This is a genomic window from Plantibacter sp. VKM Ac-2876, from assembly GCF_015350715.1.
In the GTDB taxonomy this organism is placed as follows: Bacteria; Actinomycetota; Actinomycetes; order Actinomycetales; family Microbacteriaceae; genus Plantibacter; species Plantibacter auratus.
The window spans coordinates 58323-75122 of record NZ_JADKSI010000001.1 but is presented as its reverse complement, the minus strand read 5'-3'; the positions used below and the strand labels follow the sequence as shown (position 1 = coordinate 75122).

The window sequence follows — 16800 nt, the reverse complement described above, 5'->3', positions numbered from 1 at the left end:
GTGCCTGCGCCGACCGTCGCGCCTGAGCACCGGCTCTGAATCTCCGCAGCATCGGTCCAGGACCGGGCTCCGGTGGCTCCCTATACTGGGGGCAAGTCAGGCCCACGACGGCGTCGCCTGCTCCCGGTCGACCCTTCGCCTGACGCGATCGAAGGAGGCATCAGTGCACCACACCGATATTCCGACCCGCTCCGACATCGTCGAGCTCGCGACCGCCCGAGAAGCCTCGAGCGTGTCCATCTACCTCGAGACGAGCACCAACCCGGCCGATACGAGCCACATCCGGTTGGACCTCAAGAACCAGGTCAAACACGCCGTGGAGCAGTTGACGGCCGCGGGAGCGGATCGTGCCGACATCGCGCGGTTCACGTCGGAGATCGATCGTCTCCTGGAGGATCCGGACTTCCTGCGGTACCTGTCGTCGAGCCTGGCGATCTTCGTCAGCCCGTCCCTCACCCGCTACTTCCGGGTGCCCAACGTCCTGCGGTCCTGCTCCGAGGTGTCCGACCGCTTCTACATCAAGCCGCTCATGCGCGCCCTCACCTTCCCGCAGTCGGCCTATGTCCTCGCCCTGGCGCAGAGTGGGGTCCGGCTCGTCGCGGTCGCGCGGGACCTCCCGGCGACCAGCATCGAGTTGGACGTCCCCGAGGACGTCGCCGCGGCCGCCCACGTCGACTCCATCCGGGGCCGGGGCTCGAACGGGCGCGAACAGCTGGGTCGCATCCAGGGCGCCGAGGGGCAGAAGATCCGCATGCAGGAGTACGCGCAGGCGATCAACAAGGCGTTGTCGCCGGTGCTCGCCGGTTCGAAGGAGCCGCTCATCCTCGCGGGCGCGGAACCGATGACGGGGATCTTCCGGTCCGTCTCGAGCTACAAGCACCTCGTGAAGCCCGAGATCGAGGGTAACCAGCAGGAGCGCTCGGACGAGCAGCTCGCCGCAGCGGCCCGCCCGATCCTCGACGAGTTGTACGCCGCCGAACTGCGCGCGCTGTGCGAGGAGTTCGGCACGCGCGCGTCGAACGGGCGAGCCGTGACCGACCTCGGCGACGTCGCGCGCGCCGCGACGGCGAACGCGGTCGACACCCTGTTCGTCGACATCGACAGCAACCTGCCGGGCACGGTCGACGAGACCACCGGTGTCGTCACCCTCGCCGACGACGCCGACGCGACGAACTACGGCGTGATCGACGAGATCCTCCGCCGGGCGCTGCTCTCCGACGCCCGGATCCTCGCCGTCCGCGCCGACGACGTCCCCGGTGGGGGCGCGCTCGCGGCGACCGTCCGGTTCCCGGTCTGACCGAGCCGCGATCAGCCGACACCCGCAGCGCACGTGCCCGGTGCACGTGCGCTGCGGCGTTCCCGGTGGCCGCGCATCACGCCCACGGCGAACAGGGGCGAAGAGAGCTGCGGCGGTCGTTACGCTCCTACTAACGGCATCACCACCCTGCCCGGTGCCGGAGGAGAGTGATCATGTTCGAGAGATTCACCGACCGTGCGCGTCGTGTCGTCGTCCTGGCCCAGGAAGAGGCCAAGATGCTCAACCACAACTACATCGGGACTGAGCACATCCTGCTCGGCCTCATCCACGAGGGAGAAGGAGTCGCCGCCAAGGCACTCGAGTCCCTCGGGATCTCCCTCGATGCCGTGCGTGAGCAGGTCACCGACATCATCGGCACCGGCCAGCAGCAGCCGACGGGACACATCCCGTTCACGCCGCGCGCCAAGAAGGTGCTGGAGCTGAGCCTGCGCGAAGCGCTGCAGCTCGGCCACAACTACATCGGCACGGAGCACATCCTGCTCGGCCTCATCCGCGAGGGCGAGGGCGTCGCAGCCCAGGTCCTCGTGAAGCTCGGCGCCGACCTCAACCGTGTGCGCCAGCAGGTCATCCAGCTGCTGTCCGGCTACCAGGGCAAGGAAGCAGCCCCGGTCGGCGGCAACCAGAGTGAGCAGCAGGCGCAGGGCGGGTCGCAGATCCTCGACCAGTTCGGCCGCAACCTCACGCAGGCCGCGCGCGACAACAAGCTCGACCCGGTCATCGGTCGCGACAAGGAGATGGAGCGGGTCATGCAGATCCTCTCCCGTCGCTCGAAGAACAACCCGGTCCTCATCGGTGAGCCCGGCGTCGGCAAGACCGCCGTCGTCGAGGGTCTCGCTCAGGCGATCGTCAAGGGCGATGTCCCGGAGACGCTGAAGGACAAGCAGCTGTACTCGCTCGACCTCGGCTCGCTCATCGCCGGTAGCCGCTACCGCGGTGACTTCGAGGAGCGCCTGAAGAAGGTCACCAAGGAGATCCGCACCCGCGGCGACATCATCGTCTTCATCGACGAGATCCACACCCTCGTGGGTGCCGGTGCCGCCGAAGGTGCGATCGACGCGGCCTCCATCCTCAAGCCGCTGCTCGCGCGCGGTGAGCTCCAGACCATCGGTGCCACCACGCTCGACGAGTACCGCAAGCACTTCGAGAAGGACGCCGCACTCGAGCGCCGCTTCCAGCCGATCCAGGTCATGGAGCCGTCGCTGCCCCACACGATCAACATCCTTAAGGGGCTGCGCGACCGGTACGAGGCACACCACAAGGTGTCCATCACCGACGGCGCGCTCGTCTCGGCGGCGAACCTCGCCGACCGCTACATCTCCGACCGCTTCCTGCCCGACAAGGCCATCGACCTGATCGACGAGGCCGGCGCACGCCTGCGTCTGTCGATCCTCTCGAGCCCGCCGGAGCTTCGCGAGTTCGACGACAAGATCGCCGGCGTCCGCGAGGCCAAGGAGACGGCCATCGAGGAGCAGGACTTCGAGAAGGCGGCGTCGCTCCGCGACGAGGAGAAGAACCTCCTCGGCGAGCGTCTGCGCCTCGAGAAGCAGTGGCGCTCGGGCGACGTCAAGACGACCGCCGAGGTCGACGAGGGCCTGATCGCCGAGGTGCTCGCCCAGGCGACCGGCATCCCCGTCTTCAAGCTCACGGAGGAGGAGTCCTCGCGACTCGTCTTCATGGAGAAGGCGCTGCACCAACGGGTCATCGGTCAGGAGGAGGCCATCTCGGCGCTCTCCAAGACCATCCGCCGCACGCGTGCCGGCCTCAAGGACCCGAAGCGTCCCTCGGGCTCGTTCATCTTCGCCGGCCCCACGGGTGTCGGTAAGACCGAGCTCGCGAAGGCGCTCGCAGAGTTCCTGTTCGACGACGAAGGCGCGCTGATCTCCCTCGACATGTCGGAGTACGGCGAGAAGCACACGGTCTCGCGACTGTTCGGTGCTCCTCCCGGGTTCGTCGGCTTCGAAGAGGGCGGCCAGCTCACCGAGAAGGTGCGTCGCAAGCCATTCAGCGTCGTGCTCTTCGACGAGATCGAGAAGGCCCACCCCGACATCTTCAACTCGCTCCTCCAGATCCTGGAAGAGGGCCGGTTGACGGATGGTCAGGGTCGCGTCGTCGACTTCAAGAACACCGTCATCATCATGACCACCAACCTCGGTGCTCGCGACATCGCCGGTGGTCCGGTCGGCTTCCAGATCGAGGGCAACGCCTCGACCGGGTACGACATCATGCGCGGCAAGGTGAACGAGGAGCTGAAGAAGCACTTCAAGCCCGAGTTCCTGAACCGTGTCGACGACATCATCGTGTTCCCGCAGCTGTCGAAGCCGGAGCTCCTGCAGATCGTGGACCTGTTCACGAAGCGTCTCTCGGAGCGTCTGCTCGACCGCGACATGACGATCGAGCTCACGCTGCCGGCGAAGGAGCGCCTCATCGAGGTCGGCTTCGACCCGACCCTCGGTGCTCGTCCGCTGCGTCGTGCGATGCAGCGCGAGGTGGAGGACCAGCTCAGCGAGCAGATCCTCCACGGTGAGCTCAACGCCGGTGACCACGTGCACGTCGACTTCGTGAACGGTGCATTCGCCTTCACGACCTCGGCTCGCGGTGAGTCGGTCGGTGCCGGGGTCAACGCGCAGGCGTCGCTCGGTACGGGTTCGGCCACGCCGGACCTCGCCATCACGGGCGAGTAGTCCCGAGTCACCGAAGGCCCCCACTCCGCGGAGTGGGGGCCTTCGTCGTGTCGGGACGTGTGCGTTCGCCTTTCTTCGGGCGATTCGGCGCTCACTCGCCCAAACCTGGGTGAACGAACGGCGGCGGTCAGCCGAGGCGGTCGAGGTACCGGAGGATGATGCCCTCGCGGAGCGCCCAGGGGGAGACGTCGAGCTCGCGGACGCGGAAGGCGGCCATCGCCTCGGACAGGACGATGCCGCCGGCGACGATCTGGAAGGTCCGGTCGGCGGTGATCCCGGGGAGCGCGGGGCGGGCCTCCGCCGGAATGCGGGCGAGGCGCGGGATCCAGTCGTCGAGCTGGCTGCGCCGGAGCAGCGACCGTTCGGTGCCACCGATGCCGTCGGCCACCGATCCTGCGAGGCGTGCGAGGGAGCGGATGGTCTTGGACGACCCGACGACGTGATGGGCGTCGGGCTCCTCGGCGAACGCGGGGAGTGCGGCGGTGAGCACCTCGCGGGCGTGCAGGCGGAGTGCCTCCTGCTGGGCGGCGGTCGGTGGGTCGTCGTGGAGGAAGCCGACGGTGGAGCGGCCGGCGCCGAGCGGCAGGGAGATCGCGACATCGGGGTATTCGTCGCCGCCGGCCGCGATCTCGAGTGAACCGCCACCGATGTCGAGGAGGAGCATCTCGCCGGCCGACCAGCCGTACCAGCGGCGGACGGCGAGGAAGGTGAGCTTCGCCTCGTCGTCACCGGAGAGGACCTGCAGGGCGATGCCGGTCCGTTCCTCGACGAGGGCGAGGACCTCCGGCCCGTTCGTCGCCTCACGGATGGCCGAGGTCGCCATCGAGAGCAGTTCGTCGAGGCCGCTCTCCCGGGCGATCGCCGCCGCTGCACCGATCGACTCGAGGATGACCGCGACGCCCTCCTCGCTGATCGATCCATCCGGCGTGAGGTATCGCATGAGTCGCAGCACCGACTTGTGCGACGACTGGGGGATCGGCCGTGCTCCAGGGTGGGCATCGACGATGAGCAGGTGGACGGTGTTCGATCCCACGTCGAGGACTCCGAGTCGCATGCACTCACAGTACTGCCTGCCCGCCCGGGTGTGCTGTGGTGGGTCGCCAGCGCGGTGCGCTGACGTGAGCGCGGGTCCAGGGCGTGAGCGCGGGTCTCCGGAGGGGCGCGCCCACGTCCTTGACCCGCGGTGAGGCCGATGCCGCGCCACTCGCGTCAGCGCACCGCGCTGACGCCCACACCCTCGCGCTCGCGTCAGCGCACCGCGCTGGACCGGGATAGACCTCGGGAGGGCGCAAGGCCGCGCGACCTCGTCGGCCCACCGCGTAGGATCGCCGCATGACCGCCGCCACCTCGGAATCCTCCGCCCCTCGAACCCTCGTGATCCTCGGTGCCGGGGGCGATCTCACGGCCCGACTCCTGTTGCCGGGACTCGCGTCGCTCCTCGCCTCCCCGCGTGGCGAGGCGGTGCGCCTCATCGGAGTCGACCGCTCCGAGTCGAGTGACGAGGCCTGGCGGAAGCGCGTCAAGACCGCGTTCGCGGACGCCCCGTCGAAGCTCGCCGAGACGATCGTCGCCGAGACCACCTACGTGCAGGCCGACGTCTCCGACCCGGCGTCACTCGAACGCGTCCTCGCGGCCGCCGGACCGAACGTCGCCCTTTACTTCGCCCTGCCGCCCGCCATCACCCTGCTCGCCTGCAAGGCGCTGCGGAAGCTGGAGCTCCCCAAGGGCATCATGCTCGCTCTCGAGAAGCCGTTCGGCACCGACTACGCCTCCGCCCGCTCGCTCAACCGTCTGCTCCAGCACCTGGTGCCGGAGGAGCAGGTGTTCCGCGTCGACCACTTCCTCGGCAAGTCGACGGTCCTCAACCTGCTGGGCCTCCGCTTCGCGAACCGCATCTTCGAACCGCTCCTCTCCGCCGACAACGTCGAACGCGTCGACATCGTCTTCGACGAGCAGCTGGCCCTCGAGGGTCGCGCCGGGTACTACGACCGTGCGGGCGCGCTGATCGACATGATCCAGAGTCACCTGCTCCTCGTCCTCGCATTCGCGGCCATGGAGCCACCGGCGAGCGTCGATGCCGAAGATCTGCGTGGCGGCATGGCCCAGGTGCTGCGGGCGACCCGACCGTGGAAGGCGAACGGCACGGAGAGTCGGCGTGCACGCTACGGCGCCGGGACGATCGGCGACCGCAAGCTGCCCGCCTACGTCGACGAGCAGGGCGTGGACCCGTCGCACCACACGGAGACGCTCGCCGAGATGACGCTCGCGATCGACAACTGGCGTTGGGCCGGTGTCCCGTTCGTGCTGCGGTCCGGGAAGGCGCTGGCGGACACCCGTCAGGAGATCGTCTTCACCTTCAAGCCGGTGCCGCACCTCCCGTCCGGCCTGCACGGCATGAAGACCCCGGCGCGGCTCCGCATCGGCCTGAAGCCGGCGTCGCTCGACCTCGACCTGATGATCAACGGTGAGGACGACCCCTTCGAGCTGGACCCGGTCGCCCTCCACGCCGAACTCCAGGCAGGGCAGCTCAGTGCCTACGGCGAGGTCCTGTCGAGCATCCTCGAGGGTGACCCGACCCTGTCGGTGCGCGGTGACGTCGCCGAGCAGTGCTGGCGGATCGTCGCACCGGTCCTCAAGGCGTGGCGCAAGGACGAGGTGTCCATCGACACCTACCCGGCCGGCACCGCGGGTCCGAGGTCCTGGCACTGATCCGCCCCTCGTGATCCGGTGCCGTCACTCCGGTGTCCGGCGCCAGCGCGGTGCGCTGACGTGAGCGCGCCCCACCGGACCGAGCGCGCCCCTCTGGAGGCCCGCGCTCGCGCGGCTGGGTAGCGCTCACGCCGCTTCGGCAGCGCTCGCTCGAGCGCACCGCGCTGACGCCCACCAACCCGCGCTCAGTCGGGAGCACCGCGCTGGCGTCAGTAGACTGCTCGGAGGTTCTGACAGGAGGAGGCGGGATGGTCGAGCAGGCTCAGCAGGGGTATGTGGTCCGTCGCGCCCGCACGAGCGATGTCCGCCGCATCCAGGCGCTCGTGGAACCACTCGTGCAGCAGCGCATCCTCCTCGGCAAGGACGACGTCGTGTTCTACGAAGCGGTCCAGGAGTTCCGCGTCGCCGAGACACCCGACGGCGAACTCATCGGCTGCGGCGCGCTGCACGTCATCTGGGAGGACCTCGGTGAGGTCCGCACGCTCGCCGTCTCCGCAGACCACCTCGGCACCGGGGTCGGTCACGCGCTCGTCGAGCGCCTCGAGCACGACGCGATCGAGCTCGGCCTGCGTCGCCTGTTCTGCCTGACCTTCGAAACCGGCTTCTTCACGAGGCACGGCTATCAGGAGATCGGCGAGGAGATCGTCCCACCCGAGGTCTACGCACAGCTCGTGCGCTCATCGGACGAAGGTGTTGCGGAGTTCCTCGACCTCGCGCGGGTCAAGCCGAATACGCTCGGTAACACCCGGATGCTCAAGCTGCTCTGAACCACAGCTTGAAGGTTGGTGCTCGTCGGCGTGACTGATGAGACCGTTCACAATGCCGTGCTGATCAGCGTTTTCCGTCGTTTCCAGCGCGAGGCCCGTGCTCACATGAGCAGGCCCGGATTTACGTGCCGTTCACATTCGCGGTGGTCTTCCGTCACGCATGTCGGTTAGCTTGTGAGGCACTACCCATCGTCTGTGCCTCGAATGGGGGGTGCGTTGTCGCGCGCTCCGAACGGGGACGGCCCTCGATTCGGAGCCACATGTCGTTCAAACACCCGTGGAGGCTGTCCGCCTTCGCCGCCCTTGCCGGGCTCGTCGCCGCACCCCTCGTGGCGACACCAGCCGTCGCCTCGACCGACGGCGTCGGCGTCGTCATCAACGAGGCCTACCTCTCGGGCGGGAGCGCGAACGCGCCCTACCTGAACAAGTTCGTCGAGCTCTACAACCCGAGCGACGCGGCGGTCGACGTCAGCGGCTGGTCGATCCAGTACCGCTCGGCGACCAGCACCGCGGCGTCGTCGACGACGGTTCCACTCACCGGGAAGATCGCGGCCGGCGGCTACTTCCTCGTCTCGGGCAGCAGCAACGGCGCGGTCGGCGCGGCTCTGCCGACACCCGACGTGACCAGCGAGCTGAACGCGTCGGGCTCCAAGGGCACGATCGCCCTCGTCGCCTCGACCTCCCCAGTGACCCTCACGGCCGGCTCCGTCGTCGGCGACCCCGCCGTCGTCGACCTCCTCGGCTACGGCACGTCGAACACCTTCGAGACCGCCGTGTCGCCCGCACCATCAGCGAACAACGTGCCGCAGTCGATCGCGCGCACCGCCTTCGCCGACACCGACAGCAACGCCGCCGACTTCACACTCAGCGACACGGTCACGCCGCAGAACAGCGCGGGCGACACCCCGGTCGACCCTGAGCCCACCCCGGAGCCGACTCCCGAGCCCACCGACCCGACCACGCCGGTCGAGCCCGGTACGGCGACGATCGCGGAGATCCAGGGCACCGGTGCCGCGAGCACGATGGTCGGCCAGACGGTCACCACCACGGGCTTCGTCACCGCGAGCTTCCCGACCGGCGGCTTCAACGGCTACTACCTGCAGACCGCGGGCACCGGCGGGACGATCGACCCCGCGACGCACCTCGCGTCCGACGGCGTCTTCGTCTACTCGCCGGCCACCGTCGGCACCGTCACCGTCGGCCAGTACCTGCAGGTCACCGGCGTCGTGGACGAGTACTACGGACTGACGCAGCTGAAGGTCACAGACGCGGCCGCCGTCTCGGCGCTCGACACCACCGGCGTCACCGCACCGACCGCCGCGAGTGTCGCCTTCCCGGCGACCGACGAGGAGCGCGAACGCCTCGAGGGCATGCTGCTCGACCCCGCCGGCGACTACACGGTCACCGACAACTACAGCACGAACCGCTACGGCGAGATCGCGCTCGCGGCATCGACGACGCCGTTCGTCACGCCGACGGTCCTCGGCAAGCCCGGTTCCGCTGAGGCCCTCGCCGCCGCGGCCCGGGTCCCGGCTGAGAAGGTCGTCCTCGATGACGGCGCGACCGTCGACTTCTCGAAGGCGGAGAACACCGGCACCCCGCTGCCGTACCTCTCGACCACAGCGCCCGTCCGGGTCGGTGCGGCCGTCGACTTCACCGCTCCGGTCGTCTTCGACTTCCGCAACAGCAACTGGAAGTTCCAGCCCACGCAGCAGCTGACCGGTGCCAACACGGCGACCGTGCAGCCGGCCACGTTCGAGAACACGCGCTCCACCTCGCCTCGCGGTGTCGGTGGCGATGTGTCCCTCGCGACCTTCAACGTGCTCAACTACTTCGCCACCACCGGTGACTCCCGGACCGGGTGCACCTTCTACACCGACCGTCAGGGCGGCAAGACCACGGTGAACAACTCCGACGCCGCCGGTTGCGGTGTCCGAGGCGCCGCGACGGCCGAGAGCCTCGCGCGCCAGCAGGCGAAGATCGTCTCCGCGATCAACGCCCTGGACGCCGACGTCGTCTCGCTCGAGGAGATCCAGAACTCCGCCTCGATCGGCCTCGACCGCGACGACGCCCTCAAGACGCTGACCGCGGCGCTCAACGCCGATGCCGGCGAGGGCACCTGGACGTTCGTCCCGTCGCCCGCGAAGGTCCCCACGGACGAGGACGTCATCCGCACGGCCTTCATCTACAAGTCCGCCGCGGTCGAGACCGTCGGTGAATCGCGCATCCTGCTCGACTCGCCCGCCTTCGACAACGCCCGTGAGCCCGACGCGCAGGCGTTCAAGCCCAAGGGTGCGGACGACGCCGCGACGTTCCTCGTGATCGCGAACCACTTCAAGTCGAAGAGCACCTCGGCAGCAGCCACCGGTGACAACGCCAACACCGGTCAGGGCGCCTTCACCGGCGACCGCACGCGTCAGGCCAAGGCCCTCGTGACCTTCGCGGACACGGTCTCGAAGGACGTCGGCACGAAGAAGGTCTTCCTCGTCGGTGACTTCAACTCCTACGACGCCGAGGACCCGCTGGACGTGCTCCGCGACGCCGGCTACATCAGCCAGGAGGCCAAGACCGGCGAGTACACCTACGCGTACGAAGGTGCGGTCGGGTCCCTCGACCACATCTTCGCGTCGCCGGAAGCCGACCAGAGCGTCACCGGTGCCGACGTGTGGAACATCAACTCCGTCGAGTCGATCGCCCTCGAGTACTCCCGCTACAACGCGAACGTGACCGACTTCAACGTGCCGGACATGTTCCGCTCGAGCGACCACGACCCCGTGATCGTCGGCATCAGCGCCGACGCGAGCGAGTCAGCGACCGTCAACCTGCTCAACATCAACGACTTCCACGGTCGGATCGACGCCAACACGACGAAGTTCGCGGGCACGATCGAGCAGCTCAAGGCGATGTTCGCGCCCGACCAGACGGCGTTCATCTCCGCTGGTGACAACATCGGCGCCTCGCTCTTCGCTTCGTCGTCGCAGCAGGACCAGCCGACGATCGACGTGCTCAACGCACTCGGTCTGAAGGCCTCCGCGGTGGGCAACCACGAGTTCGACCAGGGCTACGGCGACCTCGTCGAGCGCGTCATGGCCGATGGGAAGAACGCGGCCTGGCCGTACCTCGGGGCCAACGTGTACCAGAAGGGCACGAAAAACCCGGCGCTCAAGGAGTACACGATCCTCGACATCGACGGGGTGAAGGTCGCCGTCGTCGGTGCCATCACCCAGGAGACGCCGACGCTCGTGTCGCCCGCCGGCATCGCAGACCTCGACTTCGGGGACCCGGTCGAGGCTGTGAACCGCGTCGCTGCCCAGCTCACCGACGGCGACGAGTCCAACGGTGAGGCGGACGTCATCGTCGCCGAGTACCACGAGGGTGCCGGAGCCGGCACGCCGGACGGCGCGACCCTCGAGCAGGAGCTCGCCGAACAGAGCGCCTTCACCGAGATCGTCACCACGACGAGCGCGGACGTCGACGCCATCTTCACCGGCCACACGCACAAGCAGTACGCGTGGGACGCTCCGATCCCCGGCGTGACCGGCAAGACCCGCCCGGTGCTCCAGACCGGCAGCTACGGCGAGTTCATCGGTCAGATCACGCTGACCGTCGACCGCGCGTCGGGTGACGTCACCGCCTACACGGCGAAGAACGTCGCACGCACCACGGTGGCCGAGGCCGACCTGGTCAAGCAGTTCCCGGCGGTCGCGACGGTCAAGACGATCACCGACAAGGCCCTCGCGGTCGCGGCGGAGATCGGCAACCAGAAGATCGGTGAGGCGAAGGCCGACATCACCCGTGCGTTCAACAACGGGGTGAAGGACGACCGCGGCGCCGAGTCGACGCTCGGTGCCCTCGTCGCCGACTCGCTCCGCGCCTCGCTCTCGAGTGCCGACCGGGGCGGAGCCGACATCGGCATCGTCAACCCGGGTGGCATGCGAGAGGAGATCCTCGCGGGCGACATCACGTACGCCGAGGCGAACGCGGTGCTGCCGTTCCTCAACAACCTCTGGACGACCTCGCTCACGGGTGCACAGTTCAAGACCGTGCTCGAGCAGCAGTGGCAGCTCGACGCGGCCGGGAACGTCCCTTCCCGTCCGTACCTGCAGCTCGGACTGTCGTCGAACGTGCAGTACACGTTCGATCCCACGAAGGCCCAGGGACAGCGCATCACGAGCATCACGGTGAACGGTGCGCCGATCGACCCGAGCAAGAGCTACCGGATCGGCTCCTTCAGCTTCCTGCTGCAGGGTGGCGACAACTTCCGTGAATTCGCGAACGGCACGGACACGCGCGACTCCGGTCTCGTCGACCGCGACGCGTGGATCGCGTACCTGACGGCGAACAGCCCGGTTGCCCCGGACTTCGCCCGTCAGAGCGTGCAGGTCACGAACGCGCCGACCGCAGCGGTCGCCGCAGGGAAGACGGTCTCGTTCGACGTCGCGAAGCTCGACCTCACCTCGACCGGCAGCCCGGTGAACACCTCGCTGACGATCGAACTCAACGGCTCGCCGATCGGAACGGTCCCGGTCACCGCGGGGGCTGCGACAGTGTCCTTCACCGTCCCGGCGGGTACCGCTGACGGCGCGGCGACGGTGCGCCTGACGGCACTCGAGTCGGGGACGACGCTGACGGTGCCGCTCACGGTCGCGACGCCGCCGGTGGTCACGCCGCCGACGCCCGCACCGGAGTCCGCGCTCATCCAGGCGCTCAAGGACCTGATCAAGGCGATCACCGACTTCATCATCGGCAAGCTCGCCACGATCCACGTCGGCAAGGAGTACGCCGGCACCTGGGTCAGCGTCTGGCTGCACTCCGACCCGATCCTCGTCAGCGACGGCCTCGTGCAGGTCGACGCGGACGGCAACGTGCAGGTCACGGTTCCTGAGGACGCGCCGGTCGGTGCCCACCGCCTCGTCGTCCAGGACGCCGACGGCAACGTCATCGGCTGGCAGGACATCGTCGTGCAGGCTGCGGCGGTCGACCCCGGCACCGACCCGGGCACCCAGCCCGGTGCGGGTGGCGGGACCGGTTCGGGAACGGCCGGCGGAAGCCACGACGGCAGCCTGAGCAAGACCGGCGCCGAGCCGTGGGGGAACGCGGCGCTCGCCGCTCTGCTCCTCGTCGGTGGTCTCGCGCTCGTGATCGCCCGTCGTCGCTCGGCGCAGCAGCTCTAGGCGCTCGCACCACCCAGCACCACCCCGATGCCCCGTCATCGGTCGGACCACGGTCCGCACCGACGGCGGGGCATCGGGCGTTTCCGCGCCACTGCACTTAATCTGTGAGCATGTCGAGCCTCACGAATCCCCGCGGACCGGAGCGGCCCGCCGTCTACTGGCGACGCAGGTTGATCGTGTTCGGCGTCCTGCTCGCCGTCATCGTCCTGGTCATCGTGCTCATCGTCCGGCTCGCGTCGGGTCCGGGCACCGAGAACACCGCGGCGAAGACGACCCCGACGCCCACCGCGACCCCCGCGCCGTCGCCGGCTCCTGAGGCGTCGACGACCGCACCGATCGATGAGGCCGCGACCACCGACCCCGGTTCGGCGGCCGCGTGCACCGCCGACCAGATCCGGGTCGAGGCCGTCGTGAACGGCACGAGCTTCGCGGCGGACGAACTGCCGCAGCTCTCGCTGAGCGTGACGAACACCGGTTCGGCCGCGTGCACGATGAACGCCGGCACGAGCCAACAGGTTTTCACCGTTTCGAGCGGTGAGGAACCGTACTGGACGTCGACCGACTGCCAGACGGCACCGAGTGACCAGCAGGTGCTCCTCGAGCCGGGGAAGACGGTCTCGTCGAACCCGCCGATCACCTGGGACCGCACGCGGTCGGCGCCCGACACCTGCGACCAGCCGCGCGACGCGGTGCCCGCCGGTGGCGCCTCGTACCACCTGAACACCTCGATCGGCGGCTTCGCCTCCGCCGACAGCGCGCAGTTCCTGCTCAACTGAGTTCGCGCGTCGCCGAGAGGGCTCGTTTCGTCCGCTGTCCGCGGATGAGGCGACGCTTCGTGCGCTCTCGGTGCCTGCGACAATGGACGCATGGCGAAGCAGAAGCGACCCGAGTTCCGTTCCGAGCCCTTGGCCGCGGCCCTCGCCGCCGGCGACATGGTGGCCGTGGCACTCGCCCTGCGGAACGGCCGGTTCGTCGTCCCGCTCATGAAGCCGGGCAACCCCGACAAGCCGACGGAGACCGGTGAGGTCTGGATGTTCCGTCAGCCTGAGACCGCGAGGCTCGCGCTGCTCCTCTTCTCCGATGCGAAGAACAAGCCGGCCGCCCTGCCTCCCTACGTGGGCCTGCACGACGGCGCCTGGCTGGCGAGCTTCCTCCGCACCTACGGTGACGACATCGAGACGGTGCTCTTCGACGTCGCAGGTCCGCACTCGCTGCAGGCGTCGCCGGAGGAGCTGCTGCGGGTGCTCGAGCTCGAGGCGCCGGCGGCCGAGTAGCTCGACCCGGATAGCAGGTCCTGCTCTCGGCGGCGTCCTCGGTTCACAACTCCTGCACGTCGTCGTCCGAACGCGGACAGGTCCCGTTCTGGGGCCCTGCGGGACCAGTCCGCAGGAGTTGTGGACAGCATGCCCGGCCCTGGTTCGTGGACCAGGTGGTCGGGTGCGCTCAGAAGGCCGCGTCGAGCTCGCGTTCGCGTCGGGCGGGCTGTGCGGCCTCGGCTGCGGTCTTCGCGATGCCCAGCACCGACTTGAGGTCGTTGCTGACGTCGGAGTTGAGCAGCAGCTTGTAGCCGAGTCGGTTGCCCTCCGAGCCGCGCTGTTTCGCAACGCTCACCGGGCGCACTTCGCCGCTGAGGCTGATCTCGCCGTAGGCCGCGAGGTCGCGGGGGAGTGCGAGGTCGCGGATGACGGAGACGAGGGCGAGGGCGATCGCGAGGTCGGCCGCCGGTTCGCTGATCTTCACGCCGCCGACGGTCGAGATGTAGACGTCGTGGTCGGTGAGGTCGTAGGAGTAACGGCCGTGCAGCACCGCGAGGATCATCGCGACGCGCGACGGGTCGACGCCGTTGGTGACGCGACGGGGGTTCGGTGCCTGCGTCTTGTTGATGAGCGCCTGGACTTCGACGGGGAGCGCGCGGCGTCCCTCCATGACGATGGTGACGCAGGTGCCGGCCACGGGTTCGTTCTGGCTGAGGAACAGGGCGCTGGGGTCGGGGACCTCGGCGATGCCGTCGCCGGCCATCTCGAAGCAGCCGACCTCATCGGTGGCGCCGAAGCGGTTCTTCTGCGCGCGGAGGAAGCGGAGCGCGGTGTGGCGGTCGCCTTCGAACTGGCAGACGACGTCGACGAGGTGCTCGAGGAGCCGGGGGCCGGCAATCGAGCCGTCTTTCGTGACGTGGCCGACGAGCAGGACCGGGAGGTCGCGTTCCTTGGCGATGCGGGTGAGGACGGCTGAGACTTCGCGGACCTGGCCGGGTTGTCCGGCGAGGCCGTCGGACTGCGAGGAGGAGACGGTCTGGACGGAGTCGACGATGAGGAGCTTGGGCTGCACCTGGTCGATGTGGCCGAGGATGGTGGCGAGGTCGGTCTCGGAGGCGAGGTAGAGGTCGTCGTGGAGGGCGCCGGTGCGTTCGGCGCGGAGGCGGACCTGGCCGACCGACTCCTCGGCGCTGACGTAGAGGACGCGGGCGCCGGTCTTCGCGGCGCGGGACGCGACCTCGAGCAGCAGGGTCGACTTGCCGACGCCCGGCTCACCGGAGAGGAGGATCGCGGCGCCGGGGACGATGCCGCCGCCGAGCACCCGGTCGAACTCGGCGATGCCGCTCGACCAGCGCGGTGCCTCGTCGGCGCGAGCCTGCGTGATGGGGCGTGCGGCACGTTCGTCCGTGGCGCGGATCGGCGTCAGTTTGCCGAGGACACCGGTGGGAGCCGACGCTTCGACGACCGTTCCCCACTGCTGGCATTCGCCGCATCGGCCGGCCCATTTGGCGGTGGTCCAGCCGCATTCGGTGCAGCGGAATGCGGGGGAGGGTGCCTTGGCCATGCGGCCAGCCTAAGCGCGGCCGCCGACACCGCTGGCCCTCCGCGCCGCCTGTGGATGACCGGCATCGCTCAATTCGCGTCGGCGCTCGTCTTCTATTACACTCGACCCCGGTACCGTGTCCGAGCGGCCGAAGGTGCAACTCTCGAAAAGTTGTGTGCTTGAAAGAGCACCGTGGGTTCAAATCCCACCGGTACCGCCACGAAGAAGCCCCCTCCATCCCCGAGCAACATTGGGACGGAGGGGGCTTTTCGTCGACCTGGCGTCATCCCGCTACGGCGTGTCCCGCCAATAGTCGCCGCGCACGACCCAGACGTCGTCGCCGAATTCCGTCGCCGAGACGCTGATCGGGTGCGGGTCCCAGAAGGTCCCGGGTACGCGCCCGAACTCGACGAGGTAGGTGTCCTCGAACGCGGCACGCGCTTCACCTATCGGTGGTCGCACGGTGAAGAGGGACCAGCAACCGCCGTTACCGGCGTTGGTGCATGCATTCCGCACGCGAAGCAGTTCGGTGCCCTCCGGGAACCGCATTGCCTCGCTCGACGGGACCGCGGTGCCGCCGAACCGTTCGAAGTCGAGCGTCAGGAGGCGTAGCGGGTAGGCGTGCATGGCGACGTCCAGAACAAGAGCCATGGTGATGATGAGCGCCGTCGACCAGGCGCGGCGACGTGCCGTACCTTGCATAGTTCCCCCGCCCCCGGGTCCAGCCGAAGCTTCGACCGTACCAGGGGCCGGACCGGTGCTCGGCGGGCTCGAATATGGGTTCCGTCGATGGGGTACGTCACCGGAACGAGCATCGGCCGACAGGTGAGGCGGTGACCCCGCGGGCCAAAGTTGGGCGATCGCTATGCTGAGCGCATGCACAGTACCTTCACGAAGCGTGTCTCCACACTCGCGCTTCTCCTCGCCGTCGCTCTCGGTTCCGCCGCTTGCTCCTCCGGCGTGAGCAACAACGAGCCCGGGACACCTGTCGCGCGGGAGACCACCGAGGCGCCGCAACCGCTCGATCTGACCGGCGAGTGGAAGCAGACCAACTCGAACAGCGAGGAGAGCTTCCAGACGGCGACCATCACCGGCGACACGATCGAGATCTACTGGGTGGCGACGGAAACGAAGTCGCTTTACTGGGCGGGAACCGTCGTCGCGCCGGCGGACGCCTACGACTCATTCACCTGGGACTCGCTGAACGACACCTCGAAGACCGAGAACGCCATGATGGCGTCCGGCGACGAGAAGAAGACGTTCACGTACGAGAATGGCGAGCTTTCATATGAGGTCACGGCTCTCGGGACCACCATGACCGTCCGCCTCGAACGCGCGTAACGTCCCATCCA

At 68.6% G+C, this 16800-nt stretch carries 11 protein-coding genes and 1 tRNA gene; 9 read left to right on the top strand and 3 right to left on the bottom strand.

Annotation, left to right across the window (positions count from 1 at the left end; genetic code table 11):
* The first annotated feature begins 163 nt into the window (after positions 1 to 163).
* On the top strand, positions 164 to 1297 hold the full coding sequence (locus ITJ62_RS00330; protein ID WP_194599245.1) for a hypothetical protein: 1134 nt from the start codon (positions 164 to 166) through the stop codon (positions 1295 to 1297).
* A 173-nt stretch (positions 1298 to 1470) separates the two neighbouring features.
* Positions 1471 to 3999 carry an ATP-dependent Clp protease ATP-binding subunit gene (locus tag ITJ62_RS00325; protein WP_064294324.1) on the top strand — a complete coding sequence of 843 codons (2529 nt, stop codon included), beginning with the start codon at positions 1471 to 1473 and terminating at the stop codon, positions 3997 to 3999.
* 127 nt (positions 4000 to 4126) lie between these two features.
* On the opposite strand, the gene ITJ62_RS00320 is transcribed toward ITJ62_RS00325, so the two are convergent.
* Positions 4127 to 5053, bottom strand: coding sequence for a Ppx/GppA phosphatase family protein (locus tag ITJ62_RS00320; protein WP_137242231.1), 927 nt, complete (start codon positions 5051 to 5053; stop codon positions 4127 to 4129).
* 278 nt (positions 5054 to 5331) lie between these two features.
* Between ITJ62_RS00320 and ITJ62_RS00315 the strand changes: the two genes are divergently transcribed.
* From ITJ62_RS00315 to ITJ62_RS00295, 5 genes are all read left to right on the top strand, one after another.
* The gene (locus ITJ62_RS00315) at positions 5332 to 6708 is read left to right on the top strand and encodes a glucose-6-phosphate dehydrogenase (RefSeq protein WP_194599244.1); all 1377 of its coding nucleotides are present in this window, start codon (positions 5332 to 5334) and stop codon (positions 6706 to 6708) included.
* A 248-nt stretch (positions 6709 to 6956) separates the two neighbouring features.
* Entirely contained in the window at positions 6957 to 7475 is a 519-nt protein-coding gene (locus tag ITJ62_RS00310; protein ID WP_064294321.1) for an amino-acid N-acetyltransferase, read from the top strand.
* Between the two features lie 260 nt (positions 7476 to 7735).
* Positions 7736 to 12649, top strand: a complete 4914-nt coding sequence (locus ITJ62_RS00305) for an ExeM/NucH family extracellular endonuclease (protein ID WP_194599243.1) — start codon at positions 7736 to 7738, stop codon at positions 12647 to 12649.
* Positions 12650 to 12759: 110 nt separating this feature from the next.
* Positions 12760 to 13425 carry a hypothetical protein gene (locus ITJ62_RS00300; RefSeq protein ID WP_194599242.1) on the top strand — a complete coding sequence of 222 codons (666 nt, stop codon included), beginning with the start codon at positions 12760 to 12762 and terminating at the stop codon, positions 13423 to 13425.
* Between the two features lie 90 nt (positions 13426 to 13515).
* Positions 13516 to 13923, top strand: coding sequence for an SseB family protein (locus ITJ62_RS00295; RefSeq protein ID WP_086474535.1), 408 nt, complete (start codon positions 13516 to 13518; stop codon positions 13921 to 13923).
* Positions 13924 to 14092: 169 nt separating this feature from the next.
* On the opposite strand, the gene radA is transcribed toward ITJ62_RS00295, so the two are convergent.
* On the bottom strand, positions 14093 to 15469 hold the full coding sequence (gene radA / locus ITJ62_RS00290) for a DNA repair protein RadA (RefSeq protein ID WP_194599241.1): 1377 nt from the start codon (positions 15467 to 15469) through the stop codon (positions 14093 to 14095).
* Positions 15470 to 15578: 109 nt separating this feature from the next.
* Between radA and ITJ62_RS00285 the strand changes: the two genes are divergently transcribed.
* A tRNA-Ser gene (locus ITJ62_RS00285) sits at positions 15579 to 15668 on the top strand.
* Between the two features lie 71 nt (positions 15669 to 15739).
* Here the strand turns inward: ITJ62_RS00285 and ITJ62_RS00280 are convergent.
* On the bottom strand, positions 15740 to 16150 hold the full coding sequence (locus tag ITJ62_RS00280) for a hypothetical protein (RefSeq protein WP_228497749.1): 411 nt from the start codon (positions 16148 to 16150) through the stop codon (positions 15740 to 15742).
* Between the two features lie 174 nt (positions 16151 to 16324).
* Between ITJ62_RS00280 and ITJ62_RS00275 the strand changes: the two genes are divergently transcribed.
* Positions 16325 to 16789 carry a hypothetical protein gene (locus ITJ62_RS00275; protein ID WP_194599239.1) on the top strand — a complete coding sequence of 155 codons (465 nt, stop codon included), beginning with the start codon at positions 16325 to 16327 and terminating at the stop codon, positions 16787 to 16789.
* The last annotated feature ends 11 nt before the right edge of the window (positions 16790 to 16800 follow it).

Bases quoted from the DNA above. Each gene is read 5' to 3' on its own strand.
- ITJ62_RS00310 (WP_064294321.1), top strand. From the start codon at position 6,957: ATGGTCGAGCAGGCTCAGCAGGGGTATGTGGTCCGTCGCGCCCGCACG.
- ITJ62_RS00280 (WP_228497749.1), bottom strand. From the start codon at position 16,150: ATGCAAGGTACGGCACGTCGCCGCGCCTGGTCGACGGCGCTCATCATC.
- ITJ62_RS00325 (WP_064294324.1), top strand. From the start codon at position 1,471: ATGTTCGAGAGATTCACCGACCGTGCGCGTCGTGTCGTCGTCCTGGCC.
- ITJ62_RS00300 (WP_194599242.1), top strand. From the start codon at position 12,760: ATGTCGAGCCTCACGAATCCCCGCGGACCGGAGCGGCCCGCCGTCTAC.
- radA (WP_194599241.1), bottom strand. From the start codon at position 15,469: ATGGCCAAGGCACCCTCCCCCGCATTCCGCTGCACCGAATGCGGCTGG.
- ITJ62_RS00275 (WP_194599239.1), top strand. From the start codon at position 16,325: ATGCACAGTACCTTCACGAAGCGTGTCTCCACACTCGCGCTTCTCCTC.
- ITJ62_RS00320 (WP_137242231.1), bottom strand. From the start codon at position 5,053: ATGCGACTCGGAGTCCTCGACGTGGGATCGAACACCGTCCACCTGCTC.
- ITJ62_RS00305 (WP_194599243.1), top strand. From the start codon at position 7,736: ATGTCGTTCAAACACCCGTGGAGGCTGTCCGCCTTCGCCGCCCTTGCC.
- ITJ62_RS00315 (WP_194599244.1), top strand. From the start codon at position 5,332: ATGACCGCCGCCACCTCGGAATCCTCCGCCCCTCGAACCCTCGTGATC.
- ITJ62_RS00295 (WP_086474535.1), top strand. From the start codon at position 13,516: ATGGCGAAGCAGAAGCGACCCGAGTTCCGTTCCGAGCCCTTGGCCGCG.